The organism is Phenylobacterium sp. (genome assembly GCF_036495085.1).
In the GTDB taxonomy this organism is placed as follows: domain Bacteria; phylum Pseudomonadota; class Alphaproteobacteria; order Caulobacterales; family Caulobacteraceae; genus Phenylobacterium.
On record NZ_DASXNL010000092.1, the window covers coordinates 1 to 26,694 of the forward strand.

The following is a 26,694-nucleotide window of genomic DNA, read 5'->3' on the forward strand; positions in this document are numbered from 1 at the left end:
CACGCCGACCAGGTGACCGGCGCCGAACAACGCCATCGAGGCCTGCGCGCCGAGCCCTGTCGCCCCGCCGTTCGGCGTGCGGAAATAGGCCGAGACCTCGCCGGCGAAGATCCGCGTCGTGGTGATCAGCGCATAGGCTGCCGAGGCCACTGCGCCGAGTGTGATGGTGAGCAGGCCCAGCCGGCCCTCGGCTTGCGCGCCGCTGTGATCGCCCGACCCAACGCGCAAGACCTGCGCGGCGGCGACGCCTTCAGGGTAGGGCAGGGACGATTGGGTGACCATCGCCCGGCGGAGCGGGATTGTGTACATCACGCCCAACACCCCGCCGGCCGCGCAAACGCCAAAGGTCACCCAGAAGGGGAAATCGTTCCAGACCCCGATCATCACCAGGCCCGGGAGGACGAAGACCACCGAGGCCATCGCGCCTGCAGCCGAAGCGACGGTCTGGACGATATTGTTCTCGACGATCGTCGAGTTGCGGAAGGCGCGCAGCAGCGCCATGGAGATCACCGCGGCGGGGATCGAGGTGGCGAAAGTCAGCGCCACCTTCAGCCCCAGGAACACATTGGCCGCGGTGAAGGCGAAGGTGATCAGTATGCCGAGGATCACGCCCCGGACCGAAAGTTCGACCCTGGGCGCTACGCGCCCCTGCGCCAACGTCGTCATCTGCTCTCCTGCCCCGGCCCGGTTCCTGCCGGGTTCCCGACTGACTTAGAGCCGGACGTTCGCTCCGGCTCAAGGGCATGAGTCAATCCGCGCGGCATAGCAGCCCCTGCCGGCGTTGTGAGCGTGAAGGTAGGACACGCCGGGGAGGGCGAGCAGGCGCTCGATAGCGGTCTCAAGATCGGCGCCCGGGACGATCGCGGCGTCCAGCATCATCCCGACCTCGTCGTAGGCGCGCAGTGATAGGATCGCGCGCTCGCGCAGTGCGCCCGGGATCTCGTTGAAAGCACGGCGGGTCTCGCAGGCGCGTTCGTTGACGAAGATCGCGTGTCTCGAACGGTAGGGGGTCTCGGCGGGCTGATGCTCATAGTTCAGTAGGAGGACGGTTTCGCCCGGTTCGGCATCCTCCAAGGTGATGCGGCACGGGAATCCGGGCTTGGCGTCGACCTTCAACCGGAGCACCCCTTGTTGGGCGAGGGCTTCGTCCGAAAGACCGAACAGGGGGCGGAAAGGCTCGAGCGGAAGGCCGGAAACGATGAAGGACATGCGGGTCTCCTTTGAGGCCCGGAACATCGGGGCAAGCGCCCGCGCAGCCAATCCGGCGAAATCAACACATGTCCGAAAGCCGCGATCTCGCAGGCCCTAGCGGACGTCGCCTGCGCCTTCCCAATGCCGGAGCCAGGCTTCTTCGTCGGCATAGGAGCGCTCGATGCAGGCCCGCGTGGCGCAATGCATGCGCTCGGCATAGCCATGCTCGGCGCGGGCCTGGGTCTCGCCTGTGGTGTCGCGCGTTTCGGCGTTGGCGATCAGGGCGTTGAGGCGCCGCTCGTGGGCCGCAAAATCGGCGGGGGAGAAATGGACGCGCGCCTCACTGTGTGAGGCCGCAGACGAGGCGTCCACAGGTGCGGGACGGGCCGAGGCCGCCGCGCTCGTCACCGCCACCACGGCTAGCGCAACCGCGATCGTTTTTCTCATGTCCGTGTCCCGAAGACTGTTGCATAACGATGATCGACCAGACCGGCGCGTCAAGCCTCAACGGCGACCAGCCTCGGCGGAGCCGGCGCGGTGGCGGCTTCCTCGATCAGCCACTCGCGGAAGGCCTTCAGGCCTCGCTTGGGCGAGGCCCCCGGCGTCACCAGATGAAAGCGGATCGGGGTCGGCGCAAAGCCGAACGGGGCGATGAGACGGCCGGCGGCGATGTCGTTGGCGACATAGATCCAGGGCGAGAGGCCCACGCCAAGGCCGGCGACCGCGGCTTCCAGTGTGTAGAAGACGTGCTCGTATTCGCGGTTCTCGCGGGCCTGCGGGACATGCACTCCGGCATGGGCGGCCCACTCGTCCCAGGCCTGGGGATGGGTGCGGGTGTTGAGTCGCGGCAGGCGGGCGAGGTCGGCCAGTACGACGCCGGCGCCGGCCAGGGCGGGCGACATCACCGGGCCATGGAAGTTGTCGAGGAAGGGCAGGGCGGTGAGACCCTCGCCCGGCACTGTGTCGGCGAGCCGTATCGCAGCGTCGAAGGGCTCGCGGTTGAAATCCACCGGCCCATAGGCCTCGGTCACCCGAATAGAGAGCTCCGGGTGGCGGGCATGGAAGCTGGAAAGCCTGGGGATCAACCACTTCATCGCCAGCGTTCCGGCGCAGGAGATGTGGAGTTCGCGGTCGGCGGCGGCGCGGACGGCGCGGAAGCTATCCTCCAGCTCATCGAAGGTATGGCCGAGTTGGAGAGCCATGCGCTGGCCGGCGTCGGTGAGCTTCAGCGCATTGCGGGGGCCCTGAGTGAGCTTGACCCCGCAGAGCGCCTCGAGGCTTCGGACCTGACGGCTGACCGCGCCGTGTGTGACGCAAAGCTCATCGGCTGCCAGGCTCATCTTGCCCAGGCGCGCGAAGGCCTCGAACGCCCGAAGGGCCGTCAACGGCAGTTGGCTGCGCTTGGCCATGTGACCTCAGCTCACAAGCTTCCGCCCCGATATAGCCGCGCGCGGCCGCAGTGCGAAACGACATCTGCGCCGGTCGTCAGTGATTTCAGATCACAGACGGGACAGCCATTGCACCAGAGGCGCCAACGTCTTGAAGGTCGCGAGCGCCTCGGGGAACAGGCGCTCGCTGGTGATCACCTGCGGGTCGGTTATATCGCGCCAGACGTGCAGGCCCTTGCGGCGCAACAGGGCCGCGCGGGGGTGATCCTGCGCATAGGGCTGCGGCGTGCGCTTCAATTTGGCCCCCTCGATCCGAAGGTCATCCTGGGCGAGCTTGTCGAGGGTTTGACCAAGAGCCGCACCCGTGGCCGCGTCCGCCACAGCGGCGCGATAGGCCTCGAGAACCGGCCCGGCGAAATCGAAACCGCCCGCGCCCAGCACAGCGCGATCCGGTTCCAGGCCGAAGAAATAGCCGCAGGCGCTGACACCGCCCCCGCCACGTTTGGCCGGAAAGGCGATGTGCAGGTGGGCGTTGTAGGGCCGTTTGTCTTTCGAGAAGCGCACGTCGCGATGGATGCGGAAGATCTTGCCGCCGACCGGGCCGCCGGAGAGTTCCGCGAGCGCCGGCTCCAGGCAGGCAAGCAGTGTCTCCGCCGGCCCCTTGATGGCCTGGTCGTAGATCCGGCGGTGGGCGGTGAACCAATCGCGGTCGTTGTGATCGCGAAGGTCGCCCAGGAAGCGCATGGCCTCGGGTGGGAAACCGGGGAAGCCGGAATGGTCGTCTGCCATGGCGGCCAGCGTTGGCCTCGCAGCCGCGCTTGGCAAGCTCAGTCGCGCCGGGAAGGCCAGCCCTCGAGCCACTGGGCAGGCGGCGGCTCGAGGGCGTCCCTGCGCGGCAGCAGGTTCGCGTCGGCGACGTATGCGCGGATAAGCCACCAGAGGCAGCCCCATGACCCGCGCAGTATCGCCGCCTGGGGGAGCGGGCTCGTGGCGGACTGGGCGAGGCGCTGGGCGACCACCGCAGGGAATTCCTTTTCGACGCGGACGATGATCGTGGACCGGACGAGGCGCCACAAACGACCTTTGGACAGCATCTCCGTGAGCCGGGCTCACGGGCGGCGCGGCTTGCCACTCAGGCCAGAAATTCCTAAGTGAGCCAACTCGTCGGAAGGACCCAGGATCATGCGTTACGCCACGGACAATCGCTTCGTCCTGAACGTCAATGCAGCCCCGGTCCCCAATGCCCTCCTTCGTAACGCTCGACGGCCTCACCGCGCGAACCCCTGACGGCCGAGCGCTCTTCGAGAGCCTGACCCTCTCCTTCGGGGCCGAACGCACCGGCCTCGTTGGACGCAACGGCGTGGGCAAGACCACGCTCCTCAGGCTGATCTGTGGAGACCTGGCGCCTGGTGCCGGAACCATCGCCGTGCGCGCGCGCCTGGGGGTGCTTCGCCAAGCTGTGCAGCCTGACCCGGATGCGCGCGTCGCAGACCTTCTGGGGCTCGCCGAGCCGCTCGCGCGACTGCGGCGCATCGCCGAGGGGGTGGGGACGGACGATGACCTGGAAGCGGTCGATTGGGGCCTGCAGGCGCGCCTCGACGCGGCGCTGGCGCAGGTCGGCCTGGCTGGAATAGCGGTTGAGCGAGCCGCGGCGAGCCTGAGCGGCGGGCAGGTGACCCGCGCCGCCCTGGCCGGGTTGCTCGCTGGCGAGCCGGACCTGCTGATCCTCGACGAGCCGACAAACAATCTCGATGCTGAGGCGCGTGGGCTGGTGGCCGAGGTTCTCGAGCGCTGGCGGGGTGGGGCGATTGTGGTCAGCCACGACCGCGGCCTCCTGCGAAAGATGGATCGCATCGTCGAGCTCAACACCCTTGGCGCTCGAATATACGGCGGGAACTACGACCTCTACTCGGAGCGCAAGGCGGGCGAAGAGGCGGCTGCGGCGCATGCGCTGGCCGACGCCGAACGCGCGCAGGCGCGGGTGTTCCGTGAGACGCAGTTGGCCACCGAGCGCAAGGCGCGACGCGATGCTGCGGGGCGACGCGGTCGCGCCAGGGGCGACGCACCGAAGCTGTTCCTCGATGCGCAGGCCGAGCGCGCAGAAGTCAGCGCAGGTCGCGAGAACCGCCTGGCCGAGCGGCAGCGCAATGAGGCGGCCGCCGAGCTCGCGGGCGCGCAAGCCAAGGTGGAGCGGCTACGCAAGCTCGCCTTCGAGCTTCCATCTTCCGGGCTCGCACAGGGACGGACTGTGCTCACGATGCAGGACGCCGGCTTCGCTTACCCAGGCCGTCCGCAGACCCTGAACGGTGTCTCCCTGAAGATGGTCGGTCCGGAGCGGGTGGCGGTCTGCGGGCCGAACGGCGCGGGCAAGACGACGCTTATCCGGATCGCGGCGGGCGACCTCACGCCCACGGCAGGCCGGGTCGTGATCGGCGCGCCCGTCGCCTTCCTCGATCAGGAGACCGCGCTGTTGCGTCAGGAGGAAACCCTGACGGCGGCCTTCCGCCGGCTGAATCCGCGGGCGAGCGAGAACCGGGCCCGCGCGGCGCTGGCGCGCTTCCTCTTCCGCAACACAGCCGCCGACAAGCGTGTCGGCGAGCTCAGCGGTGGCGAGCGGCTGCGCGCGGCGCTGGCCTGCGTGCTGATGGCCGACCAGCCGCCGCAACTGCTGATCCTCGATGAGCCCACCAATCACCTCGACCTGGATTCCATCGCGGCCGTGGAAGGCGCCCTGCGCGGCTATGACGGCGCCTTGCTGGTGGTCAGCCACGACCGCGATTTCCTCCAGGCCATCGGCGTCGAACGCGAAGTCGCGCTCGGCTAGGCCGCGGTTCGTCGGACCCCGCCGGCGACGACGCGGAAGACGGCGTTGGCTCGCGCACACGGCTGGCCGTCGGCGGTGACGAACGCCTGGGCGAAGCAGAGCGTGCGGCCGGGTTTCACAAACACTGTGTCGAACTCCAGCCACTGGCCCTCGAAGGCCGAGCCGAGGAAGTCGACGTTCAGGTTCACGGTCACGAGGCCGCCCGCCAGGCCCAGTCGCCGCGCACAGGAAAGGCCCATGGCGTTGTCTGCGAGCGCCGAGATCAGCCCGCCGTGGACGAAGCCCCGGCTATTGGTGTGGGCGGCCGCGACGCGCAGGCCAAGGACGACCGCTGCGTCGGCCTTGCGGCTGTAGAGCGGCTCCCAGGGATCGGTGAGGGGGCTGTGGCGATCGTGCGGGGAGAACCCGGCGGGCGCAGATGCGGTTTGCTGATCCATGGCTGCCCCCTCACGCTGCAGCCGCCAGGCCGGCCAGGCTTTGCAGGGCGCCCACGCAGGCCCTGGCCGCTTCCTGACCTTTCAGGCGGAAGTGACCGTGGAAGAACTGCTGGTGGACGTCGTGCTCGTGGAAGTGGTGCGGTGTCAGGACCACGGAAAAGACCGGCGTCTCGGTGGCGAGCTGCACCTGCATCAGGGCGGCCACCACCGTCTCGGCGACGAACTCGTGCCGGTAGATGCCGCCGTCGACGACGAAGGCGGCGCAGACGACCGCGGCGTAGCGGCCGGTGCGAGCGAGCGTCTGGGTGTGAAGCGGGATCTCGAAGGCGCCGGGCGTCTCGAAGCGCTCGACGCTCTCCGGGCCGAAGCCCAGCGACGCCATCTCCTCGATGAAGCCCACGTGGGCCTGGACCACGATCTCGCGGTGCCACTGGGCGTGCACGAATGCGATGCGGGCGGCGCGATACGCGCCGTTGGCGGTGGGAAGTTCAAGTGCTTGGGTCATGGGTCATCTCCCTGACGGGTTCGAGGAACCACGACTCAGGGAGACGCCGGCGCCGCGCGCCCGGCGGTGGCCGGACACGCCTCGACAGCGGTTCTCATAACCGGACTCTAACCGTCGGCCCCGGGATCACACCGGTGTCTGCTGTCCCTCATGGTCTGGAAGGCCACGAGGCGCCCGCGGGCTCGTCCACTCCTTGCGAAGCGGCATTACCGCCGGTGGGGACTTTCACCCCGCCCTGAGAACGTAGATCGACGGATACGCTCCGACGACGCCATGAAGCTACGCCCCTGACGTCACGTCAAACAAGTGTTTGAATCGTTGATCGCTCGTTTTGTGCGAGGACCGCGGCCTGCTTCGCTGGAAGGAATCCTCTTCAGGGAGGCTCTTACGCGCGCTTGTTGAGCGTGATCGCCGTGGCCGCGGCCGTCGGGCCGGGCAGGGCGCCCGGGCCGTAGGTCGCGCCCTTCTGCCGTTGGGCCGCGACCTCTTCGGCGATGCTGCGCACCAGCCCCTCGGTGATGGTCTTCGCCGCGCCGACCGCTCGGGACTGGCGGGCCAGGACGGCGTCGAAGGCTTCGGTGGCGCGGACGAGGCGGGTGCGCTGGGCAAGGCCTACGCCCGCGATCAGGGCGGGATTGCCGCGGATGCGGGCGGACTCGTGTCGGTAGAGGTTGGCGAGGCGGCCGGTCTCCTCCACGTAGGTCGCCGCGTCCTGCGGCCGGCGTGCTTCGAAGGCCTGCGCGCTCAGCGCCACCAGGTGTGTCAGGCGCTCGGTGAGCAGGATCAGTTGATCGACGCGTTCGGCGGCGGCGCTGGACGGCGTCTGGGCGCCGGGCGCCATCAGTTCAGCCCCTGCATCTTGAGCATTTCGCGCTGAACGGAGGCCGCAAGGCCGATGCCGCCGTTGGCCGCCATCTTCTTGGCCATGGCCTCGGTCAGGAACGATTTGAACATGGCCTCTCCCGGGCCGCCGCCGAACGGTGCGGCGGTTTCCGTGCCGTCGAACATCTGCTGCACCATGATCGCCAGGAACGAGGACTCGAACTTCTGCGCGGTGTCCTTGATCTGCCCGCGCTTGGCCAGTTCCGCCGCGCTGGATGCGCCGACAGGGGCCTGGATCAGGGTGGGCGAAACGATGGCGGGGCTCAGGTCAGCCATCACATCACCTCGATGTCGGCCTGCAAGGCGCCGGCGGTCTTGATGGTCTGCAGGATCGAGATCATGTCGCGCGGCGTGACCCCAAGCGCATTGAGGCCCGCCACCAGGCTCGAGAGCGAGGCGCCGTTCTTCACGGTGAGGAACTTCTTGCCCTTCTCCTCGTCCACCGCGATGTCGCTTTGCGGGACGACGGCGGTCGTTCCACCTTTCGAGAACGCTGTGGGCTGACTGACCTGTGGCGACTCGCGCACAGTGATCGTCAGATTGCCCTGCTGCACGGCCACCGTGGAAACGCGGACATTATCGCCCATGACGATGACGCCGGCGACCTCGTCTATGACCACCTTGGCGGGCGCATCGGGCTCGACGGAGAGGTTCTCCACCTGGGTGACGAAGCTCATCATGTCCTGACCGTTGACCGGACGGATGGCGACGATGGTGGGGTTCTCGGCGACGGCGGAACCCGGGAAGCTGGCGTTGATCACCTGGGCGATGCGGCCTGCCGTGGTGAAGTCCGGATTGCGCAGCGTCAGGCGCAGGCTGGTCATATTGGCGAGCTGGAAGCCGCTCTCGGCTTCCACGATGGCCCCCGAGGCGATCCGGCCGGCTGTGGGCACGCCCTTGGAGACGGTCGTGCCCGAGGCCCCCGAGGCGCTGACGGCGCCTGTCTGGACCGTGCCCTGGGCGACCGCGTAGGCCTTGCCATCGGCGCCCATCAGCGGCGTCACCAGGAGCGTGCCGCCCAAGAGGCTCTTTGCGTCGCCCAGGGCCGAGACGGTGGCGTCGATCCGCGCCCCGCTCGCCGAGAAGGCCGGCAGGTTTGCGGTGACCATCACGGCGGCGACATTCTTGGTGTTCAGCGTCGCGTCACGGGTGTTGACGCCAAGCCGCTCGAGCATCGCTTCCAGGCTCTGCTTGGTGAAGGGGGCGTTGCGCAGGGCATCACCCGTGCCGTTCAGGCCCACGACGATGCCGTAGCCGACCAACTGGTTATCGCGGACACCCTCGAAGGCGACGATGTCCTTGATGCGGGACCTGGACACCGCGGGCCCCGCGACGAGGCCCATGGCGATCAGCAGAAGGGAAAGGACGCGGAATCGATGACGCATGAGGACCAGATGCAGCTGCTTCGTCATTCCCTATGCGATCTGCGTGCCAGTCCCGAGCGTATGAAAAGGCCAGAGAAAACAGTCTTCGATGCTCCAGACCAAACGCGCCCGGCATGTCCGTCGGCAGTTTTTGCCCGGCACCGTTAACCATGCCGCAAGTTTGCGGGCGGAGAACGGGAGCCGAAGTCCAGCTTGTCAGGGGTCGACGCGCAGCATGAAGGTCACCGGCCCAGGCGGGATCGGATCCTCTTCGGGCGCACGCCCGGCGCGCAGCGCCGGCGGCGAGGGCTTCCGCGTTCCGACCAACGAGTCTGCGCCGGAACCCGGACATGCCTCGTCGGTTTCAGCCACACGCGGGGTTATGGGTGTCGAGGCCCTCTTGGCCCTGCAGGACGTGGGTGGCCCGCTGGAGCGCAAACGCCGCGCAGTGCGTCGCGCCGGCCGCATCCTCGACGTCCTGGATGAAATCAAGGTCAGCCTCCTTGAAGGCGGCCTCAGCAAAACCGATCTGGACCGCCTGCGCAGGGCCATTCGTGATGAGCGCGACTCGACGGAGGATCCCAGCCTGGAGGCGGTTCTGGATGAGATCGAACTACGCGCGGCTGTCGAAGTGGCCAAGCTCGAGCAGGCCGAAGGTGCGACCTAATCGATTAAGGAATTTCTGGCTGATTGAAACCAATGTTCCATTTGCTATAAGCGCCCCGCGTGTCTCGGGGAGTTTAGGGGGTTCGGAGTGTCCATGAAGGCAGCCGAAGTTCTGGCTGAGAGGCCTGTCTATCGTCCTTCCGAGGACGAGGTTTTTATGAACGAGCGTCAGCTTGAATATTTCAAGCAGAAGCTCCTGGACTGGAAAGAGGACATTCTCCGAGAATCTGGAGAGACCCTCAAACATCTCCAGAGCGAGACGGAGAATCATCCCGATCTCGCTGATCGTGCGTCGTCGGAGACCGATAGGTCTCTTGAACTGCGCACCCGCGACCGGCAGCGTAAGCTGATCTCGAAGATCGACGAGGCCCTGCGCCGGATCGAGGACGGGAGCTACGGCTACTGCGAAGAGACTGGCGAGCCCATCGGCGTCGCCCGTCTCGATGCACGGCCGATCGCGACGCTCAGCCTGGAGGCCCAGGAACGCCACGAGCGGCGTGAGCGCGTTCATAGGGACGACTAGCGGCCCCGACTCTTCGCCGGGGCCCCCGCATGAACTCGAGCGCGGCCGTCCGTGGCGCGGGCGGCCGGGCTTTAAGCGTCCTTTGAGAGGGACGGATGGCTTTTGCCATTTCTCAATGCGCCTCTATATATGCTCAAAATGAGCATTTCTCCCCGGCGGCAAATCGGTCGCTTGTGCGGGATCGAATGAGGCGGAGTCGCCGGTGACGAAACAGTTCTACGCGATCCATAGCCACGGCCTTGTGCGCGTGGCGGCCTGCACGCCGGCGGTCGCGGTCGGTGATCCGGGGTTCAACGCCGCCGAGATCCTGGCGCTGGCCAAGGAAGGCCATGGGCGCGGCGCAGATCTGATGCTGTTCCCGGAGCTTGGTCTTTCGGCCTACGCCATCGACGACCTCTTCCTGCAGGACGCTCTTCTGGTGCGGGTCGAAGCCGAGATCGCCGGACTGGTTGCGGCGAGCCGGAAACTTGCGCCAGTGCTCATTGTCGGAGCGCCGCTGCAGCACATGGGGGCGCTCTACAACTGCGCGGTGGTCATTGCGCGCGGCAGGATCCTCGGCGTCACGCCGAAAAGTTTCCTGCCTAACTATCGGGAATTCTACGAAAATCGCTGGTTCGCGCCCGGCGCCGGGGTCGCCGGTGCGACCATGCGCCTGGCCGGCCAGGATGTCCCCTTCGGCGTTGACCTCGTCTTCGAGGCCTCGGACCTTGCGGACTTCAGCTTCGCGACGGAGATCTGCGAGGATCTCTGGTCACCGACGCCGCCGTCAGCTCAGGCCGCGCTCGCCGGCGCGCTGATACTCTGCAACCTATCGGCCTCGAACATCGTGGTCGGCAAGGCCGACGATCGGGAGCTGCTCTGCGCCTCGCAATCGATGCGTTGCCAGGCCGCCTATCTTTATTCCGCGGCGGGTCCTGGAGAGAGCACCACGGATCTGGCTTGGGACGGGCAGGCGACGATCCACGAGCTGGGGCGCCGCCTCGCCGCGACCGCGCGGTTCCCGACCACGGCGCAGATGGCGGTGGCCGACATCGACGTCGAGCGCCTGCGCCTGGAGCGCACACGGACGCCGACCTTCAACAACGCCGCCGTCGCCGCCGGTCGGCCCGCGACGAGCTTCCGCCGCGTGCGCTTCGAGCACCAGCCGACGTTCAAGGACCTCGGTCTTCTGCGCCCCCTCGACCGCTTCCCCTTCGTGCCGGACGATCCGGCGCGGCTCGACCAGGACTGCTACGAGGCGTTCAACATCCAGGTGCAGGGGCTGACCCAGCGGCTGCGCTCGACGAAGTCAAAGCATCTCGTCATCGGCGTCTCCGGCGGGCTCGACTCCACCCACGCTCTGCTGGTCGCGGCAAAGGCCTTCGACGCCTTAGGTAAGCCCCGCGCGGACATCCTGGGGTTCACCATGCCTGGCTTCGCCACGAGCGAGGGGACCAAGTCAAACGCCTGGTCGCTCATGAAGGCGCTGGGCGTGACCGGCCGTGAGATCGACATCAAGCCGGCGGCGCTGCGCGTGCTGGAAGACATCGGCCATCCCTATGCGAAGGGAAAGCCGGTCTACGACGTGACGTTCGAGAACGTGCAGGCCGGTTTGCGGACCGACTACCTGTTCCGGCTGGCAAACCAGAACCACGGCTTTGTCCTGGGAACCGGCGACCTTTCGGAACTGGCGCTCGGCTGGTGCACCTACGGCGTCGGCGACCAGATGAGCCACTACAACGTCAACGGCTCGCTGGCGAAGACGCTGATCCAGCATCTGATCCGCTGGGTGGTGAAGACCGGGCAGCTGGAGGAGGCCGCCTCCGAGACGTTGCTGGCGATCCTCGACACCGAGATCTCACCAGAGTTGGTGCCCGCCGACGCCTCGGGCGCCATCCAGTCGACCCAGGCCAAGGTTGGCCCCTATGAGTTGCAGGACTTCAGCCTCTACCACATCACCCGCTTTGGCCTGCGGCCCTCGAAGGTCGCGTTCCTGGCCTGGCATGCATGGCGCGACGTGGATCTCGGCCGCTGGCCCCCGAACTTCCCGGAGGGCACGCGCAACGCCTACACGTTGGCGGAGATCAAGACGTGGCTCGGCGTCTTTCTCTTCCGCTTCTTCGAGATCAGCCAGTTCAAGCGCTCGGCGATGCCGAACGGCCCGAAGGTGATCTCCGGGGGCGCCCTGTCGCCACGCGGTGACTGGCGCGCGCCGTCAGACGGCACCGCGCGGGTCTGGCTCGACGAACTGGACGCCAACGTCCCGTCGTCGGCCTGAAGAACTGAGGCAGGAGAGGCGGTTCAGCGCCGCATCCAGCCGCTGCTCGCCGGCGGATCTACCCGGCTAGACGATGCTGCTCAGCATTGAAGCGGAACCGGCCTTCGTACCTGCACGCAGCGCCGGGACGATATCGTCCACCCGCTCAACGACGGTCCAGGCGCCCATGAATTCGGGGGGCGTCAACTTGGCGTCGACGGTGTGCTGGAAGAGGGCGAAGAGCGGCCCCCAGAAATTGTCGGGATTGTAGAACACCACCGGCATCGTATGCAGGTCGAGCCGCCGCCAGGACAGGAGTTCGACCACCTCTTCCAGGGTGCCGACGCCGCCTGGCAGGATGACGAAGCCATCCGATTGCTCAAAGAACATCTGCTTGCGCTCATGCATGGTGGAGACCACCACGTGTTCGACACTCTCCAGGGCGCGTTCCTTGCCGACCAGGAAATCGGGGATGATGCCGAGCACCTTGCCCCCTGCACCCTGCGCGCCTCGTGCGACGGCGCCCATCAGGCCCACGCCGCCCCCGCCATAGACCAGCCGCAGGTCCGCCGCCGCCAGTTGGCGGCCAAACTCGGAGGCGGCGCGCAGATAGGCCGGGTCGGCGGCGTCGGACGAGCCGCAGAACACGCACACCGATTGCAGCCCGTTGGGCGCACGCCCCATAAGTCATCACTCCAGCTGATATCGGCGCGCTTGCGAGAGCGCTGCGAAAGCCCGATTAGCTATGGTCGGGGTTAAGGAGTTTCAACCGAACCGTGGTTCCCGGGAAGCCCTCTGTCGCATTCGCCGTTCTGGCGGCGCTGGTGTTGTCGAGCGGCTGCAACGGCGAGCCGTTGGCGACGGCCAAGGACGCCGCGGGTGCGGAGGATCTCGGCTATCTCGCCCCGCCGATGCCCGACACGGTGCAAGCCGTCGGCTCCGGCTGGGCGCTCTCCGGCTCGGCGCCGCCCGGATCGCAGGTGCGCCTGGCCACCCCACAGGGGCAGGCCCTGAACGCCGTCGCTGACGCTCATGGTCGCTGGACTGTCGCTCTTGGGCCCGCAGCCGATGCCCGGATTTTCGGCCTGTCGGCGACCACCAGGGGCCGGCAAATACAGTCGGAAGGCTACCTGTTGCTGACGCCGAGCGGCCAGGCCGCAATCCTGCGGGCGGGCGCAGGCGCGCGACGGATCGATGCCGGCAAGGCCCCAGGACTGCGTGCGATCGACTTCGACGGCGGCGGCGGCGTGCAGATTTCGGCGGCCGCCCCGCCCGGCGCGACCCTCATCGTGCGACTGGACAATCGCCAGGTGGCCGAGGGCCGGACGGACGTTAAAGGGCTCTATGAGGTCGGCCTGCCGACGGCGGGGGCTCAATCGCGCATCCTGCCGGGCGCACACGACGTACAGGTGTTCGGAGACGGGATTGCGGACAGCTTGGGGTTTCAGGTCACGCCGGCGGCGCCACTTGCAGACGGGCCGCTGCGTAGCCAGTTGACCCCCGCCGGCCTAAGGGTCGACTGGATGACGCCAGGTGGCGGCGTGCAATCCACCATCCTCGTCCACTAACGGAGTAACAGTTGGCCTTCGCGCACCCCGGAATGGCGCGCCGCATCGGTGGCGGTGACATCGCTCCGGCGGAAACCAGATTCAGCTTCTGGGGCTCTTTGGCCGACCTGGGCCAACTCGTGATGCGCTCCGGCGCGCCGCAACTTCGATTGCGGATCGCCGCGGCCCTGGCTTTGGTCTTCGTGGGCAAGCTCGCCGGCGTCATCGCTCCGGTGATGCTGGGCGATGCGATCAACACCTTGCGCCCGCTCGCCGAGGGCGGTGTCGCGCTGGGCGCCACCTTCCTCGTCCTGGTAATCGCCTTTGCGACGCTGCGGCTGGTGGCGGCCTGCGCGCCCTATGCCCGCGATGCGATCTTCACGCGGGTCTCGCAATCGACCATGGCCAAGGCGGCGGTGGAGACATTCGCGCATGCGCTGGGGCTGTCCCTCGACTTCCATCAGACCAAGCAGACAGGGACGCTGACGCGGATCATCGACAGAGGCTCGCGCTCGACCGATTTCCTCATCCGCAGCCTGATTTTCAATCTGGGGCCCACGGCGGTCGAACTGGTCATGGCGATGGTCGTGATGGTCGTGCGGCTGAACTGGATGTTCGCGATCACCGCGCTGGCGACGATGGTGCTCTACATTGTCGTCACGTTCCGGATCACCAATTGGCGCCTGTCGCACCGGCGCGAACTGAACGAGACCGACAACCGCGTAGCGGGTCTCTCCGGCGACGCCTTGATCAACTACGAAACCCTGAAGACCTTCGGCGCCGAGGCCCGCGTCGTTAAGACCTACGAGACGGCGATGGGCGACTATGTGAACGCCAGCGCCCGGGCGAACGCCTCGCTGAACCTGCTGAACGCCTCGCAATCGCTGATCCTGAACGTGGGCCTGGGCGGCATGACCGCCATGGCCGGCTATCTGGTGGCCGGCGGGACCCTGAAGATCGGTGACATCACCACGGCCATCCTCCTTTTGAGCGGACTTTACGCGCCCCTGGGCATGCTGGGTTTCCAGTACCGCGAGATCCGCCAGGCCTTCATCGACATGGAGCAGATGGTCTCGCTGCGCGACATCGAACCCAACATCGTCGATGCGCCGGCCGCGCAGGATCTGCCGCCGGCCAGCGACAAGGGGGCTTCCATCGCTTTCGAGGATGTGAGCTTCCAGCACGACGCCCGCTCGGTCGGACTGCGCGACGTAACTTTCGATGCGCCGCCCGGAACGACCACCGCCCTGGTTGGCCCCTCGGGGGCCGGCAAGACCACAGCCGTGCGGCTGGCCATGCGCTTGCTCGATCCCAAGGACGGACGGGTGCTGATCGACGGCCTGGATATGCGCCAGGTGAAGCAGGCGGCGCTGCGCCAGGCCGTCGCTCTCGTGCCGCAGGACGTCGCCCTCTTCAACGACAGCCTCTACGCCAACATCGCCTTCGCGCGGCCGGGCGCGGCGAACGAGGAGGTGCGAGCCGCCGCCGAGGCCGCCGAGCTCGGGCCATTCATCGACGGCTTGCCGAACGGCATGTCGACAATGGTCGGCGAGCGGGGCCTGAAGCTTTCGGGCGGCGAGCGCCAGCGCGTGGGGATTGCGCGCGCCCTTTTGGCCAATCCTCGCGTGCTGATCCTCGATGAAGCGACCAGCGCGCTCGACGGCCCGACGGAGGCTGCGATCCAGGAGACCTTGCGCAAGGTGAGGGCGGGGCGGACCACACTTGTCATCGCCCATCGGCTTTCGACCATCGTCGACGCCGACCAGATCCTGGTCTTGCGCCGTGGCCGCATCGTCGAACGCGGAACTCACGCTGAGCTCCTGGCGCGCACCGGTGAATACGCGGCCCTCTGGCGGCGGCAGACCCGGGAGATCTGACCACACACCCTTCTCGGATGCCCCGAAGGGCCGCTTGTGGGTTCCGCATGCTGCGCACGCCCCCGCGCCGAGCTTAAGGTATCGCCTTGCCCATGCGCACCAGCGGCACGGGTGCGCCGCCACGCTCGTCGACAATCCGCTCGATATCCACATAGCCGCAGCGGCTGTAGAGCTCGCGGCCCGAGAGCGTCGCCATCAGCTCCAGTCGGCTGAAGCCCTCAGCTGCGGCGGCGACTTCGCAGACCTCCAGGATCAGGCGCCCGACGCCTCGCCGGGCGAAATCCGGATGAGTGTACATGGCGCGCACTCGGGCCGGATCGGTCCTGGGGTCGAGCAGGGCTGCGTCGCGACCGGGGGAATGATCGCCTCCGTAGAGGGTCGCCCTGCGGCTCCAGCCGCCGCAGCCGGCGATCCGCCCCTCCGCCTCGACCACAATATAGGTTCCATCGGCGATGAGCTGGCGGTCGAGGCCCATGATGGCGCGACTGGCTTCGATCTGGGCAGGCGTCAGGAATCCTCGTTGCAGCTCAACTATGGAGGCGGCCATCACCGCCTCGAGGGCCGGGATGTCGCCGGTCCCGGCCGGACGGGTCGTCAAGCCCGCCACGGCTCCTACTCCGCAGCCCTGGGAATGTCGTAGGCCGTCACCGGCTGCGGCTTGGGCTCGACGCCGAGCAGACGCCGCCCCCAGCGCCAGGCAGCGCCGAAGCGGCGCGAGGCGACCTTTGGCGCCGCCAGCAAAACTGGCGTCAGGACCAGCGTAAGCAACGTGGCGAAGGTCAGGCCCCAGACCACCGCGCCTGAGAGCTGAACCCACCACTCCGACCCAGGCGCCTTGAACTCAAGGTGTCCGTTGTGGAAGTTCGGGTGGATCTGGAACATCAGCGGCAGCAGGCCGACGACTGTCACCAACGTCGTCAGCATGACCGGCCGGAACCGCTGGGTCGCGGCGCGCACTGACGCCTCGTCCGCCGGATAGCCCTGGCGCCTGAGCTGGTAGAAGGTGTCGACCAGCACGATGTTGTGGCCCACGACGACGCCGGCCAGCGCGACGACGCCCGTCCCAAGCATGATCACCGAGATGTAGTCGAAGGTGTGGAGCAGGTTCACCTGGATGCCCAGCAACACGCCCACGGTGGACAGCGCCACCGCCGACAGCGTCACCAGCACGCCATAGAAGCTGTTGAACTGCCAAAGCAGTATGACCGCCATCAGGAACAGTGAGACCGCCATGGCCACCATGAAGAACTGGGCGGCGTCCTGGCCCTCTTCGTCGGCCCCGGTGAATTTCACGTGCACTTCGGGATCGGTGAGGGCCTTTTGCAGCCAGGGCTTCAACTGGGCGATCTTCTGGTTGGCGGCGATGCCGGCGATGGCGTTCGCCTGGATCATCACCATCCGTTGGCCCTCGCGCCGCTGGATCTGGGTGATCTGCTGGCCGGGCACACGCTTGACGAAATAGCTGGCGGGCACCGGCCCCTGCGGAGTGGTGATCTTCAGCTGGTCGAAAGCTGCGATCGTGCGCGCGTCGATCGGGAAGCGCACGCGGATGTCGAGTTCGTCCTGGGCGTCGTCAGGGCGGAAGCGTCCGACAAGCACGCCGTCGGTCATGAACTGGATTGCCTGGCCCACCGACAAGACGTCGACCCCGTAGCGGCCGGCTGCGATGCGGTCGACCGTCAGGTTGTACTCGATGCCAGGCGAGGTGCGATTGTCCTCCAGCTCGATCAACTGCGGGTCGGAGGCGAGTTTGGCCTTCACCAGATCGGCGGCGCGATCCAGCGCGGCCGGGTCGTGGCTCGTCATCTGAACCTGCACCGACTTGCCGGTGGGCGGTCCGCCCTCCGGCTCGCGCACCTCGACCTGCATGCCGGGCAGATCGGTGACGCGGGCGCGGATGGCGTTGGAGATATCCTTGCCGTGGACCCCCAGCAGCTTGCGCTGCTCGTACTTCTGGAACTCCACCTCAATGCGGCCGATGGTGTCATTGGGAGGCGAGGCGGGACCGCCGTTCGACTGCACGCCGCCGGCGCGCACGTACATGGACTCGATCCCCTTCACGCCGACCAACTTGGCCTCGACCTGTCGCATCAGAGCATCTTCGGCGTCAGGTGAGAGGTTGCCGCGGGCCTTCACGAAGACCGTCACGGACTCGGGGTCCTGATCCAGGAAGAACTCCGTGCGGTGCTTGGTGGCCCCGAACCAGACCGCGATGCCCACGATGATGGCCAGCGTCACCAGAACCGTGCGGCCGGGATGGCGGCCCAGCATCGAGATCGTCTTGGCGTACCAGCCCATGAAGCCGCTCATCTCGCGCGGGTCGCCGTGCTCCGATTTCTCGATCTCAGCCAGGTGAGCCGTATCGACGGCGGTGGCCCTGCCGAAGATGGAGCCCAGGGCGGGGGTGAAGATCAGCGCGACGAAGATCGAGGCGCCCAGGACGAAGAACAGGGTCAGCGGGAGGTAGCTCATGAACTTCCCGGAAATCGAGTTCCAGAACATGAACGGCAGGAAGGCGCAGAGCGTCGTGAGCGTGCCGTTGACCACCGGCCAGAACATTCTCTTTCCGGCGGCGGCGAAGGCCTGCTCCTTCGGCATGCCCTCGGCCATCTTCCGGTCGGCGTATTCGACTACCACGATGCCGCCGTCGACGAGGATGCCGACGGCCAGCACCATCCCGAACATCACCATCTGGTTCAGCGTCACGCCCTTGGCGTGGATCATCAGGAAGGCGATCAGGAAGCAGGCCGGTATCGCCAGGCCGACGATGATCCCCTGGCGGATGCCCAGGCTGGCCACGATGATCATCATCACCAGCAGGCTGGCGGTCATGATGCCGCTTTCCAGCACCGTCAGCGTGCGGCCGATGAACTCCGAATTGTCGTAGGTGAAATCGACCTTGACGGTGGAAGGCCAGTTCTTCTGCTCTTCGGCGACGACCCTGCGAATGACGGCGACGGTGTCGAGGAGATTGGCGCCGTTGCGCTTGGAGACGTCCAGCGCCACCGCCGGCTGGCCGTTGAAACGGGTGATGAAGGCCGGTTCCTTGAAGGTGCGGCGAACATCGCCGATGTCGGCGATGGTGACGATCCGGTCGCCGTTCTTCTTGATCGGCAGGGCCAGGATGTCGGCGGGGTTCTGAACGACGCCCGGCACCTTGAGCGCAAATTGGCCGGGACCCGAGCGCAGGTTGCCCGCCGGCACTAACTGGTTGTTGCGCGCGATCACCGCCGAAAGGTCGTTGGCGGTGACGTTGTAGGCCTCCATCCGCAAGGGATCGATGGTGACATCAAGGAGCTCTTCGCGCGCGCCGCTCTCGAAGGCTTCCTGAACGCCGGGGGAACTCTCCAGGCGCTCCTTGAGGCTTCGCGAAATCCGCGCAAGCTCCCGCTCCGGGGCCTGGCCGTGCAGCACGACGCCGATCACCGGGCGGTCGGCGAAGCTTTCCTCCTCGATGATCGGCGGCTCGGCGTCCGGCGGGAAACGGCCGCGGGCCAGGTCGGTCCGCGAGCGGACGTCGTCCAGGGCCCGCTGCTTGGGAGTGTCGGGCTCGAACTCCAGGGTGACGATCGCCATGCCCTGTCGGGCGACCGCGTTCATGTGCTTGATGCCCTGGATGGTCTGAAGCTGGACCTCCAGCGGCTTCACCAGCAGGCGTTCGCCGTCCTCTGGACTGACCCCCGGGAAGGGAACGATCACGGAGATATACGGCAGGTCGATATCCGGCTGGGCTTCGCGCGGCATGGAGAAATAGGCGCCGAGGCCAAACAGGCAGGCGATCAGGGTGACGCCAAGCACCACCTTGCGACGCTTGATAGCTCCATCGATCAGCGCGCCGATCATCGCTTTCTCAATCTCCTGGTCGCCCCTGCGCTAGCGCGCCAGGGCGACACGAACTTTCTGGCCGTCGGCGACGTAGGATTGCCCGACGGTGATCAACTCCACGCTTCCCGAGAGGCCGGTCACCCACACCCCCTCATGCGTTTCCTCGACGACGGTGACCGGCGCGAAGGCCACCCGACCGTCGGCCTGCACATAGCGCACGCCCTGACGCCCGGCGGAGTCCAGCACCAGGGTCGAGACCGGCACGAGGTGCGCAGGACCAGAACCTGCACCCACGTGCATTTCGGCGGAAAGGCCGGAACGGACATCCAGGTGCGAGTTCGGTGCGGTCATCTCAAGGTGATAGGTGCGGGTCTGCGGATCAGCGTCATGGGAAACATAGCGGATGCGACCGTGCAGAATCTGGCCTGACACCAGACGCGCCGAGGCGGAGGCCCCGACATGGATACTGGCGGCCTGGGTCTCGGGGACGTCGCCTACGACCAGCAATGGATCGATCTCGATCATGGAGCCACAAGGCTGGCCGATGGCGAGGTAAGTGCCGACCTCGGCGTCGCGGTGATCGAAAACCCCCGCGAACGGCGCCTTGATATTGACCTGGGCCAACGCGATCTCGGCTTGGCGGACAGCGGCGTTCGAGGCGTCGAGGTTCGCCTGGCTCAGGAGCACCTGAGCCGGCGCGCGGAAGCCCTTCGTCGCCAGTTCCTCGTTCTGCTGTTTGGCGAGCAGATTGGATTTCTGCATCGCGCGCGCCTGGTCAAGCGCGGCCTGGCGCGCATCGACTGCCAGGCGGCAAAGCACCTCGCCCTGCTTGACGAAGGTGCCTTGCAGCACGGGGGCCGCGGCGACGGTTCCGGCGGTTTCGGAGCGCACGACGACAGTGCGAGTCGCCTGGGTGCGGCCGCGGATGACCACGTCGTACTGACGCTGAACCTGGGAAACGAATTTCGCCTGGACGCTGGGCAGGGCGGCGCTGGTGCTGGTCTTGGCTTGGGCGACTTCGTGGTGGCCGGCGCTGAAGATGCTGCGCACGACGAAGTAGAGCGTCACCACGCCTACGACGACGATCACAAACACATACTGAGATTTCAATCGCATCAAGCTGTCCCCGAACCTCCCAGCTCACGCGAACCAGCGACGCCCTTATGCGCGGTCAAAGTCTACGCGCGCATGTGATGCCACCGTTACGCGAGTGCAAATGAAATCGCGGACAGGTTGCAACACGACGTTTCTTCTGGTTCGCAGCAGTCCGTTTTACTATGGGCCATGCGCCGCCGCCTGACCCTTGGCATCGGGTCTTACTATGTAAGGGATAACCGTAAGTGAAGTATCTTCACACCATGGTCCGGGTCAGCGACCTCGACGCTTCGCTGGAATTTTACTGTGCCAAGCTGGGACTCGTAGAGGCCTCGCGGACGGAGAACCCCGCCGGACGGTTCACCCTGGTGTTTCTCTGCGCCCCGGGCGACGAGGCCGCGGCCAGGGCCAACAAGGCTCCAATGGTCGAGCTGACCTACAACTGGGATCCGGAGGCCTACGAGGGCGGCCGCAATTTCGGCCACCTCGCCTATGCGGTGGACGACATCTACGCCCTTTGCCGGCAGCTCCGGGACAAGGGCGTCGTGATCAACCGGCCTCCACGGGACGGCCGCATGGCCTTCGTCCGCTCGCCCGACAATATCTCCATCGAGTTGCTGCAAGCCGGGCCGGCCCTGCCCCCTGCTGAACCCTGGACCTCGATGCCGAACGTCGGGGTCTGGTAGCTGAGCTCTGCTGTTCGAGACACTTTCGAAACCACAGGCTGCCATGGTCCGCCCGCGTCGAGCCGCCGAGCGCGGGCGCGACGCGGCGCATGCCGCTCAAAACGCGGTTGCGGGCAGGATGGCGGGGCCCAGAACCGGGTCCGGTGGGAGACAGAATGTCATGGCGGGCGACGGCGTCCTCAACCTTGCAGTGAGCCCGCTGCTGACGGGCGAACCGGCGCCGTTCTTTACGGCCGCCACCGATGGCAACGACCACTACAGCCTCGAAGTTGCGGCCGGCCGCTGGATCCTGCTGATGGCGTTCGGCACCCTTTCGGAAGCCGCCTCGGCTGCAGCGCTGAAGGAGGTTTTTGAACGCCGGGCCTTGTTCAACGACTTCGAAGCCGCCTTCTTCGGGGTGAGCGTCGACCCGGCGGACCGCCTGGCCCGTGGCCTGGAAAATTCCGAGCCGGGCTTGAGGTTCTTCTGGGACTTCGACTGCCGGGTCAGCCGGCTCCTGGGCGTGGCCGACGCGCAGCATCTGAAGCCGACCGTCTTCCTCATCGATCCGGCCTTTCGCGTGGCGATGGTGGCGCCGATCGAGTCCACAGCGGCCGTGCTCGACCATCTCGCCGCGGCGATGACGGCGGCGCAAAGTGCGATCGAAAGCGAGGTCGCCCCGGTGCTCACCTTGCCGCGGATCCTTGAGCCGGAACTCTGCGCCGAGCTCATCGACTGTTTCCGGACCGGCGAGCAAAGCGCCTCCGGCTTTGCCAAGGATGTCGACGGTCGCACCGTCCAGCTGGTCGATCCCTACTTCAAGCGACGCACCGACGTGACGGTTGAGAACGAGGCGCTCATCCAGGCTTTGCGCCAACGCCTGGAGTTGCGCCTGTTTCCGATGCTCAAGCGGGCGTTCGGCTGGCAGGCGCGACATATCGAGCGCTACCTGATCTGCCGCTACGGCGCCGAAGACCGCGGATTTTTCTCCCGCCATCGCGACAACGTCACGGCCGGGACCGCCCATCGCAAGTTCGCCGTCTCGCTTAACCTCAACGACGATTTCGAGGGCGGGGACCTGAGGTTCCCGGAGTTCGGCCCCCGCACCTATCGCCCGCCACTCGGCGGGGCGACTGTCTTCGGCTGCAACCTGCTGCATGAAGCCACGCCGGTCACGCGGGGCGAGCGGTTTGTCTATGTGCCGTTCCTCTATGACGAGGAGGGCGTCAGGATCCGCAGAGCGAACCTGGGTCGGGTCGCTGTCGGCCAGACGGAAAACAGACGCATGCGCCGCGCTCGGCGCTAGGGTTCGTCCCCACAATCCGCCAAGCTCCCTTGGTTGAGTACGCCTACGAGTCGCGCGGGCGCGGAAGCCAGGGGAGGGCGCGTGGCGTCACGCAGCAAGGGAACGGGTCTGGCGGGGTGGGCCGCCGTGGGTATGGCGGTCGGCCTGTGCGGGCTTGGCCTCCTGTCGCTCTTCTACCGCGACTTCGCCGAGGTCTGGCAGCCCGTGCCCCAAGACTGGCCGAACCGCGCAATGCTGGCGACCGCCTCGGGCCTCATCCTGCTGGGCGGCGGTGTGATGCTCGCGCTTCGGCGGACCCGATCTCTGGGCGCGGGGCTGGCGGCGATATTCATCGGCCTTTGGGTCGTTGTCCTGCATCTGCCGCCGGCGCTCGCAAAGCCGCTGGTATTGGGCGGCTGGCAGGCCGTCGGCGAGTCGCTGGCGATGGCGGCGGGGGCATTCCTTGTCGCTCGGGAGGGCAAGGCCGGTGGGCCGGAGCGGATTGCGGTTACGGCCATGGGCCTCTCATTTGTGGTCTTCGGCCTGTCACACGTCGTCTACGCGAGCTTTACGACCTCGATGGTCCCGGCCTGGCTTCCCGCGCGGCCGCAACTCACCTACCTGACCGGGGCGATCCACATCCTGGCCGGCCTCGCCGTGGTTTTCGGCGTGCGGCGGAGTTGGGCGGCGGCCATCGAGGCCCTCATGATGACGTCCTTCGTGCTCCTGGTGCACATCCCAAGAGTGGCCGCCCATCCCGGCGAGCGCATGGAAACCACCGGGCTCTTCATAGCCATCACCCTCAGCTCCGCGGCCTGGACGCTGGCGGCGTCGCGCGCGGCCGAGAAGGGCTGATAGTCGTAGATTTTTTACCGTGCTGCTTAACGGCCCGCCCACCACGGGGGCCCTATGCATGGCTCGATCGTTGATGTTGGAGCCGGGCATGCAGAAGGCGCCTTTCCGATGGGCCATCCTGGTGGCGCTGATGGCCGCCGCGCCGAGCCGAACCGTCGCTGACGCGCCACGCTTCGAGGACGTCGTCCTGGCGCAGATCAATTTCGCCCGAGAGCATCCGGAAGACTATGCCCGCCAGCTGCGGTCCCTGAGGCCGGACGATGCGCAATCCGCGACGGCGGACGAACCGGACGCGCTGCCTGAGGCTATCGCCTTCCTGGACCGCCAGCGACCGCTGCAGCCGCTACATCCCGACCCCCGCCTGGCCGCAGCGGCCATGGACCATGTCGTGGCGCAGGGCCCAAGCGGGGCGGTCGGCCACGGCCAGTTCAGCCGGAGGCTGCAGGCTCGCCTGCTGGGGGCGGGCCTGGCCGGCGAGGATATCGACTACGGCGAGCACACCCCCGACCAGGTCGTGCGCCGTTTGATCGTCGACGCCGGGGTTCCAAATAGGGGCCATCGCAGCAACATCTTCGGCCGGGGTTTCGAGCTCAGCGGCGTGAGCTGCGGGCCCCATCGCGTCTATGGCGCCATGTGCGTCATCGATTTCGCGGGCGCGATGGTCGCGCGCGATCAGTAGGCCAAGCTGCCCCGGTTGTGGGGAACCGGCGTCGCAAGGGTTCGGACCTATCGGTTCTTGGGGTTAACCCCCGATACCATCGTCCACACCTTGAGTGCATCAAGCAGCCAGCGATGCGGTGTTTCCCGAAGTTGCTCCGGCGCCGGCTAGTCGCTTCGCTTGGAGAAGTGCCATGCGTGGACCAAGGGCCGCCGCAGCTGTCGCAGCCGCGCTCAGCATCTCGATCGGCGGGGCCATCGCGGCGGAAGCCGCTCCGCACACTGCGCCAACGCAACATGTAGCCGCCGCGCGCCAGGTCGATCCGGCGGCCGTCACGGCTCTTCGGGAGATGAGCGCCTACTTGCAGACCCTGTCGACGTTCAAACTCACGTCCCAGACGAGCCTGGACCTGGTCGCCAACGACGACCAGAAGATCCAACTCGACGGGGTCGCCACCTACAGAGTGCGCAAGCCCAACGCCTTCGTTATCGACGTCGTCAGCGATGACTGGAACCGCAGCTACATCTACGACGGCCACCAATTCACCCTCTCCGCCCCGAAGCTCGGCTATTTCGCGACCTGGGCGGCGCCTGCAAACATCCAGGAGACGGTCGCCTTCGTCGAAAATCGGTTCGGCATCTCCCTGCCGCTGGACGACCTGTTCCGCTGGAGCAGCCCGGACGGTGCGCGCGCCGACGCCCTGACCGCCGGCTTCCTGGTCGGTGCGGAGACGATCCAGGGCGTGAAGACAAATCACTACGCCTTCCGTGAGGGAGACATTGACTGGCAGGTCTGGATTCAGCAGGGCGACCAGCCGCTCCCGCTCAAGCTGGTCATCGTCGATCGCAGGGATCCGACCAACCCGGCCTACGTCGCGCGCCTAAGCTGGACCCTGAACCCGCCCCTCAATGACGAGGATTTCGCGTTCCATCCTGCCAAGGATGCGAAGCGGATCCGCATCGTGCTGCAGCACTAGGGGATTGGCGATGATCAAGATCTCCCGTCTGGGAATGGTGGTCTCGCTGATCGCCGTCGGTTCGCTGCTGGCAGAGCCCGCATTCGCCAGGGGGGGGCGCGGTGGTGGAGGCGGTCGCGGCGGTGGCGGCTTCAGCGGTGGAGGCCGCGGCGGTGGCGGCTTTAGCGGCGGCGGTAGCCGCGGCGGCGGCATCCGGGGCGGCGGCTCAACCAGCATTGGGGGCGGTGGGTTCAACGGGGGCCGCGGCTCGAGCAGCATCTCACGACCGTCAGGTGGTGTTGGCGGTCCCGGCGGTGTGGGTGGCGTCGGCGGTCCCGGAGGCGTTGGCGGCGCCGGTCGCCCCGGAGGCGTGGGCGGAGTTGGCGGCCCTGGCGGCGCTGGTCGCCCGGGCGGACCCGGAGGCGTAGGCGGTGTCGGCGGAGTGGGAGGCGTCGGTGGTGTCGGAGGCGTCGGCGGCGTCGGCGGCGTCGGCGGTGTGGGTGGCGTCGGCGGCGTGGGTGGCGTCGGCGGCGTGGGCGGTGTCGGCGGCGGCGATATAAATATCGGCGGTGGCAACGTGAATATCGGCGTCGGCGTCGGGGGCGGATACGGCTGGGGAGGCTGGGTCGACCACCCGATCCTGGCGGGTGCGGCGATCGCCTGGACGACCGCCGCTGTCATGGGAACGATGTACTACGCGCTCCCGCCCAGTTGCTCGCCCTATGCCTGGGGCGGCTACAGCTACTATGGCTGTGGCGGCGTCTATTATGAGCCCCGCTACGAGGGCGACTCGGTCGTCTACGTGACGATCGCCGACCCCTCAGGCGGCAAGGCGAAACCGCAAAGCGACGCGGCCCCCTCGCCATCCGGGAATACGTCCAGCGAGCCCACTTCAACGCCTTCGCCCTCGGTCTAGGTGGCCATGGCGTGGCTTCAACCTCTCGGATTGGGCGGTGAGATCAGGTCGCGCGCCTGGGTGCGACGCCGCGATCTGCGGCGCGTTGAATGGATCGTCGCGGCGCTGGCGATCTTCGTCCTTCCATCCGCAGCGTTGGTCCAGACCCGGACGGCCGCGCCTGCGCCAAGTCCGCAGGTGCAGTCGGCCCTGCAAAAGGCCGAAGCCGGCGATCCCGGCCCGCTGGTCAAGTTGGCGGACAGCGGCAACACCGAAGCGCAGTACTACGCCGGTGTGCTGTTCATTTTCGGGGGCAAGTTGACCCCGAAGGATCCCGTGCGTGGCTGCGCCTATGAAGGGAAAGCCTCGGCGCACCGGGCCGATGCCATGCATCTGGTGGGCATGTGCTACCAGAACGGCGTCGGCGGCACGCAGGACAAGGCCAAGGCCGAAGCCGCTTACAGCCACGCTGCCGAAATGGGCTTCCCCAAATCGAAGTGCGCCCTGGGCAAGATGCTGATGGCCGAACCTGCCCAGGCCAAACGCGGCCTCGGCCTGTGCCAAGCGGCTGCGCAGGCAGGCGACGTCGACGCGCAGATCGCGCTGGGTGACGCCTACTTCGGCGGGACGGTTACCAAGCGCGATTATTCCGCGGCGCGGAAGTGGTACGAGATGGCCGCGGAGCAGAAAAATCCACAGGCCGGCCGCCGGCTGGGCGAGATGTATGCCAATGGCGACGGCGGCAATAAGGACACGAAGAAGGCGATGTCCTTGTGGATCGCGGGCGAAAAGGCCGGCGATCCGTTGGTCGCGATTCTGGTGGCGGACCAGCTGTTCTCGGATCTGACCGGAGGCCGCAAACCGGGCCCGGGAACCTACGCCTTCCGCGGCGGCGTGCCGGTGGCCGACATCCAGGTCGCCGAGGAATGGTATCAACTGGCCCGGGACCGGGACCCACGGCCCGACGTCCAGGCGCGAGCCAAATACGCCCTTTCCATTCTCCAGGGCTTCCGGACGGCCG

The 26,694-nt window shown here is 67.1% G+C and carries 29 protein-coding genes and 1 riboswitch; of the genes, 13 read left to right on the plus strand and 16 right to left on the minus strand.

All coding sequences use genetic code 11. The features are described from left to right. From VGI62_RS10735 to VGI62_RS10760, 6 genes are all read right to left on the minus strand, one after another. Window positions 1-666, minus strand: a 666-nt coding sequence (locus VGI62_RS10735) for an OPT family oligopeptide transporter (RefSeq protein WP_331504479.1), incomplete at its 3' end; no start/stop codon positions are given. A 69-nt stretch (window positions 667-735) separates the two neighbouring features. Beyond that, the gene (locus tag VGI62_RS10740; RefSeq protein ID WP_331504480.1) at window positions 736-1,209 is read right to left on the minus strand and encodes a DUF1203 domain-containing protein; all 474 of its coding nucleotides are present in this window, start codon (window positions 1,207-1,209) and stop codon (window positions 736-738) included. Between the two features lie 96 nt (window positions 1,210-1,305). After that, the gene (locus VGI62_RS10745; protein WP_331504481.1) at window positions 1,306-1,638 is read right to left on the minus strand and encodes a hypothetical protein; all 333 of its coding nucleotides are present in this window, start codon (window positions 1,636-1,638) and stop codon (window positions 1,306-1,308) included. 50 nt (window positions 1,639-1,688) lie between these two features. After that, window positions 1,689-2,600, minus strand: coding sequence for a LysR substrate-binding domain-containing protein (locus tag VGI62_RS10750; RefSeq protein WP_331504482.1), 912 nt, complete (start codon window positions 2,598-2,600; stop codon window positions 1,689-1,691). 90 nt (window positions 2,601-2,690) lie between these two features. After that, window positions 2,691-3,368: a DUF2461 domain-containing protein gene (locus VGI62_RS10755; protein ID WP_331504483.1), complete on the minus strand. Its 678-nt coding sequence runs from the start codon at window positions 3,366-3,368 to the stop codon at window positions 2,691-2,693. Between the two features lie 38 nt (window positions 3,369-3,406). Next, window positions 3,407-3,673 carry a hypothetical protein gene (locus VGI62_RS10760; protein ID WP_331504484.1) on the minus strand — a complete coding sequence of 89 codons (267 nt, stop codon included), beginning with the start codon at window positions 3,671-3,673 and terminating at the stop codon, window positions 3,407-3,409. A gap of 146 nt (window positions 3,674-3,819) precedes the next feature. On the opposite strand from VGI62_RS10760, the gene VGI62_RS10765 reads away from it, so the two are divergent. Then, on the plus strand, window positions 3,820-5,403 hold the full coding sequence (locus tag VGI62_RS10765) for an ABC-F family ATP-binding cassette domain-containing protein (protein WP_331504485.1): 1,584 nt from the start codon (window positions 3,820-3,822) through the stop codon (window positions 5,401-5,403). Here the strand turns inward: VGI62_RS10765 and VGI62_RS10770 are convergent. The 5 genes from VGI62_RS10770 to VGI62_RS10790 all read right to left on the minus strand — a co-directional run bounded on the left by VGI62_RS10770 (window position 5,400) and on the right by VGI62_RS10790 (window position 8,612). After that, window positions 5,400-5,840, minus strand: coding sequence for a PaaI family thioesterase (locus VGI62_RS10770; protein ID WP_331504486.1), 441 nt, complete (start codon window positions 5,838-5,840; stop codon window positions 5,400-5,402). The two genes, VGI62_RS10765 and VGI62_RS10770, sit on opposite strands and share 4 nt — an antisense overlap. 10 nt (window positions 5,841-5,850) lie before the next feature. Continuing rightward, window positions 5,851-6,345 carry a 6,7-dimethyl-8-ribityllumazine synthase gene (locus VGI62_RS10775; protein WP_331504487.1) on the minus strand — a complete coding sequence of 165 codons (495 nt, stop codon included), beginning with the start codon at window positions 6,343-6,345 and terminating at the stop codon, window positions 5,851-5,853. An 86-nt stretch (window positions 6,346-6,431) separates the two neighbouring features. After that, a riboswitch (FMN riboswitch) is annotated at window positions 6,432-6,592 on the minus strand. A gap of 138 nt (window positions 6,593-6,730) precedes the next feature. Beyond that, complete coding sequence (locus VGI62_RS10780) at window positions 6,731-7,186, minus strand: flagellar basal body protein (RefSeq protein WP_331504488.1); 456 nt, start codon at window positions 7,184-7,186, stop codon at window positions 6,731-6,733. Further along, a complete protein-coding gene (locus tag VGI62_RS10785; RefSeq protein WP_331504489.1) occupies window positions 7,186-7,503 on the minus strand; it encodes a rod-binding protein in 318 nt (105 codons plus the stop codon). The genes VGI62_RS10780 and VGI62_RS10785 overlap by 1 nt, the downstream gene beginning before the upstream one ends. Beyond that, on the minus strand, window positions 7,503-8,612 hold the full coding sequence (locus VGI62_RS10790; protein WP_414695675.1) for a flagellar basal body P-ring protein FlgI: 1,110 nt from the start codon (window positions 8,610-8,612) through the stop codon (window positions 7,503-7,505). Before VGI62_RS10790 ends, VGI62_RS10785 begins: the two co-directional genes overlap by 1 nt. Window positions 8,613-8,826: 214 nt before the next feature. Between VGI62_RS10790 and VGI62_RS10795 the strand changes: the two genes are divergently transcribed. The 3 genes from VGI62_RS10795 (at window position 8,827) to VGI62_RS10805 (ending at window position 12,037) form a co-directional block, all read left to right on the plus strand. Further along, window positions 8,827-9,258 carry a flagellar assembly protein FliX gene (locus VGI62_RS10795; protein WP_331504491.1) on the plus strand — a complete coding sequence of 144 codons (432 nt, stop codon included), beginning with the start codon at window positions 8,827-8,829 and terminating at the stop codon, window positions 9,256-9,258. Between the two features lie 93 nt (window positions 9,259-9,351). Continuing rightward, the gene (dksA, locus tag VGI62_RS10800; protein WP_331504492.1) at window positions 9,352-9,780 is read left to right on the plus strand and encodes an RNA polymerase-binding protein DksA; all 429 of its coding nucleotides are present in this window, start codon (window positions 9,352-9,354) and stop codon (window positions 9,778-9,780) included. A 202-nt stretch (window positions 9,781-9,982) separates the two neighbouring features. Further along, complete coding sequence (locus VGI62_RS10805; protein ID WP_331504493.1) at window positions 9,983-12,037, plus strand: NAD(+) synthase; 2,055 nt, start codon at window positions 9,983-9,985, stop codon at window positions 12,035-12,037. A gap of 66 nt (window positions 12,038-12,103) precedes the next feature. On the opposite strand, the gene VGI62_RS10810 is transcribed toward VGI62_RS10805, so the two are convergent. Further along, complete coding sequence (locus VGI62_RS10810) at window positions 12,104-12,700, minus strand: TIGR00730 family Rossman fold protein (RefSeq protein WP_331504494.1); 597 nt, start codon at window positions 12,698-12,700, stop codon at window positions 12,104-12,106. A gap of 92 nt (window positions 12,701-12,792) precedes the next feature. On the opposite strand from VGI62_RS10810, the gene VGI62_RS10815 reads away from it, so the two are divergent. Both VGI62_RS10815 and VGI62_RS10820 read left to right on the plus strand, forming a co-directional pair. Continuing rightward, window positions 12,793-13,584 carry a hypothetical protein gene (locus VGI62_RS10815; protein WP_331504495.1) on the plus strand — a complete coding sequence of 264 codons (792 nt, stop codon included), beginning with the start codon at window positions 12,793-12,795 and terminating at the stop codon, window positions 13,582-13,584. Window positions 13,585-13,616: 32 nt separating this feature from the next. Beyond that, on the plus strand, window positions 13,617-15,440 hold the full coding sequence (locus VGI62_RS10820; protein WP_331504506.1) for an ABC transporter ATP-binding protein/permease: 1,824 nt from the start codon (window positions 13,617-13,619) through the stop codon (window positions 15,438-15,440). A gap of 73 nt (window positions 15,441-15,513) precedes the next feature. Here the strand turns inward: VGI62_RS10820 and VGI62_RS10825 are convergent, their stop codons facing one another. From VGI62_RS10825 to VGI62_RS10835, 3 genes are all read right to left on the minus strand, one after another. Further along, window positions 15,514-15,987, minus strand: a complete 474-nt coding sequence (locus tag VGI62_RS10825) for a GNAT family N-acetyltransferase (protein WP_331504507.1) — start codon at window positions 15,985-15,987, stop codon at window positions 15,514-15,516. A gap of 65 nt (window positions 15,988-16,052) precedes the next feature. Next, on the minus strand, window positions 16,053-19,283 hold the full coding sequence (locus VGI62_RS10830; protein ID WP_331504496.1) for an efflux RND transporter permease subunit: 3,231 nt from the start codon (window positions 19,281-19,283) through the stop codon (window positions 16,053-16,055). 30 nt (window positions 19,284-19,313) lie between these two features. Then, complete coding sequence (locus tag VGI62_RS10835) at window positions 19,314-20,381, minus strand: efflux RND transporter periplasmic adaptor subunit (protein WP_331504497.1); 1,068 nt, start codon at window positions 20,379-20,381, stop codon at window positions 19,314-19,316. A 224-nt stretch (window positions 20,382-20,605) separates the two neighbouring features. On the opposite strand from VGI62_RS10835, the gene VGI62_RS10840 reads away from it, so the two are divergent. The 5 genes from VGI62_RS10840 (at window position 20,606) to VGI62_RS10860 (ending at window position 24,799) form a co-directional block, all read left to right on the plus strand. Next, window positions 20,606-21,046: a VOC family protein gene (locus VGI62_RS10840; protein ID WP_331504498.1), complete on the plus strand. Its 441-nt coding sequence runs from the start codon at window positions 20,606-20,608 to the stop codon at window positions 21,044-21,046. A 160-nt stretch (window positions 21,047-21,206) separates the two neighbouring features. Further along, window positions 21,207-22,331: a 2OG-Fe(II) oxygenase gene (locus tag VGI62_RS10845; protein WP_331504499.1), complete on the plus strand. Its 1,125-nt coding sequence runs from the start codon at window positions 21,207-21,209 to the stop codon at window positions 22,329-22,331. An 81-nt stretch (window positions 22,332-22,412) separates the two neighbouring features. After that, window positions 22,413-23,165 carry a DoxX family protein gene (locus tag VGI62_RS10850; protein WP_331504500.1) on the plus strand — a complete coding sequence of 251 codons (753 nt, stop codon included), beginning with the start codon at window positions 22,413-22,415 and terminating at the stop codon, window positions 23,163-23,165. Between the two features lie 88 nt (window positions 23,166-23,253). Then, entirely contained in the window at window positions 23,254-23,844 is a 591-nt protein-coding gene (locus tag VGI62_RS10855) for a CAP domain-containing protein (RefSeq protein WP_331504501.1), read from the plus strand. Between the two features lie 172 nt (window positions 23,845-24,016). Next, window positions 24,017-24,799: a DUF2092 domain-containing protein gene (locus VGI62_RS10860; protein ID WP_331504502.1), complete on the plus strand. Its 783-nt coding sequence runs from the start codon at window positions 24,017-24,019 to the stop codon at window positions 24,797-24,799. Between the two features lie 268 nt (window positions 24,800-25,067). Here VGI62_RS10860 and VGI62_RS10865 read toward each other — a convergent pair whose 3' ends face one another. Further along, window positions 25,068-25,412 carry a hypothetical protein gene (locus VGI62_RS10865; protein ID WP_331504503.1) on the minus strand — a complete coding sequence of 115 codons (345 nt, stop codon included), beginning with the start codon at window positions 25,410-25,412 and terminating at the stop codon, window positions 25,068-25,070. 54 nt (window positions 25,413-25,466) lie between these two features. Here VGI62_RS10865 and VGI62_RS10870 point away from each other — a divergent pair, with 54 nt between their 5' ends. After that, a complete protein-coding gene (locus VGI62_RS10870) occupies window positions 25,467-25,694 on the plus strand; it encodes a hypothetical protein (RefSeq protein ID WP_331504504.1) in 228 nt (75 codons plus the stop codon). 6 nt (window positions 25,695-25,700) lie between these two features. Beyond that, the coding region (locus VGI62_RS10875) for a tetratricopeptide repeat protein (RefSeq protein ID WP_331504505.1) at window positions 25,701-26,694 on the plus strand (994 nt) is incomplete at its 3' end.

Bases quoted from the DNA above. Each gene is read 5' to 3' on its own strand.
- VGI62_RS10825 (WP_331504507.1), bottom strand. From the start codon at position 15,987: ATGGCCGCCTCCATAGTTGAGCTGCAACGAGGATTCCTGACGCCTGCC.
- VGI62_RS10790 (WP_414695675.1), bottom strand. From the start codon at position 8,612: ATGCGTCATCGATTCCGCGTCCTTTCCCTTCTGCTGATCGCCATGGGC.
- VGI62_RS10795 (WP_331504491.1), top strand. From the start codon at position 8,827: ATGAAGGTCACCGGCCCAGGCGGGATCGGATCCTCTTCGGGCGCACGC.
- VGI62_RS10835 (WP_331504497.1), bottom strand. From the start codon at position 20,381: ATGCGATTGAAATCTCAGTATGTGTTTGTGATCGTCGTCGTAGGCGTG.
- VGI62_RS10855 (WP_331504501.1), top strand. From the start codon at position 23,254: ATGCAGAAGGCGCCTTTCCGATGGGCCATCCTGGTGGCGCTGATGGCC.
- VGI62_RS10785 (WP_331504489.1), bottom strand. From the start codon at position 7,503: ATGGCTGACCTGAGCCCCGCCATCGTTTCGCCCACCCTGATCCAGGCC.
- VGI62_RS10820 (WP_331504506.1), top strand. From the start codon at position 13,617: ATGGCGCGCCGCATCGGTGGCGGTGACATCGCTCCGGCGGAAACCAGA.
- VGI62_RS10810 (WP_331504494.1), bottom strand. From the start codon at position 12,700: ATGGGGCGTGCGCCCAACGGGCTGCAATCGGTGTGCGTGTTCTGCGGC.
- VGI62_RS10770 (WP_331504486.1), bottom strand. From the start codon at position 5,840: ATGGATCAGCAAACCGCATCTGCGCCCGCCGGGTTCTCCCCGCACGAT.
- VGI62_RS10750 (WP_331504482.1), bottom strand. From the start codon at position 2,600: ATGGCCAAGCGCAGCCAACTGCCGTTGACGGCCCTTCGGGCGTTCGAG.
- VGI62_RS10830 (WP_331504496.1), bottom strand. From the start codon at position 19,283: ATGATCGGCGCGCTGATCGATGGAGCTATCAAGCGTCGCAAGGTGGTG.
- VGI62_RS10870 (WP_331504504.1), top strand. From the start codon at position 25,467: ATGTACTACGCGCTCCCGCCCAGTTGCTCGCCCTATGCCTGGGGCGGC.
- VGI62_RS10780 (WP_331504488.1), bottom strand. From the start codon at position 7,186: ATGGCGCCCGGCGCCCAGACGCCGTCCAGCGCCGCCGCCGAACGCGTC.
- VGI62_RS10845 (WP_331504499.1), top strand. From the start codon at position 21,207: ATGGCGGGCGACGGCGTCCTCAACCTTGCAGTGAGCCCGCTGCTGACG.
- VGI62_RS10775 (WP_331504487.1), bottom strand. From the start codon at position 6,345: ATGACCCAAGCACTTGAACTTCCCACCGCCAACGGCGCGTATCGCGCC.
- VGI62_RS10740 (WP_331504480.1), bottom strand. From the start codon at position 1,209: ATGTCCTTCATCGTTTCCGGCCTTCCGCTCGAGCCTTTCCGCCCCCTG.
- VGI62_RS10760 (WP_331504484.1), bottom strand. From the start codon at position 3,673: ATGCTGTCCAAAGGTCGTTTGTGGCGCCTCGTCCGGTCCACGATCATC.
- VGI62_RS10860 (WP_331504502.1), top strand. From the start codon at position 24,017: ATGCGTGGACCAAGGGCCGCCGCAGCTGTCGCAGCCGCGCTCAGCATC.
- VGI62_RS10765 (WP_331504485.1), top strand. From the start codon at position 3,820: ATGCCCTCCTTCGTAACGCTCGACGGCCTCACCGCGCGAACCCCTGAC.
- dksA (WP_331504492.1), top strand. From the start codon at position 9,352: ATGAAGGCAGCCGAAGTTCTGGCTGAGAGGCCTGTCTATCGTCCTTCC.
- VGI62_RS10745 (WP_331504481.1), bottom strand. From the start codon at position 1,638: ATGAGAAAAACGATCGCGGTTGCGCTAGCCGTGGTGGCGGTGACGAGC.
- VGI62_RS10755 (WP_331504483.1), bottom strand. From the start codon at position 3,368: ATGGCAGACGACCATTCCGGCTTCCCCGGTTTCCCACCCGAGGCCATG.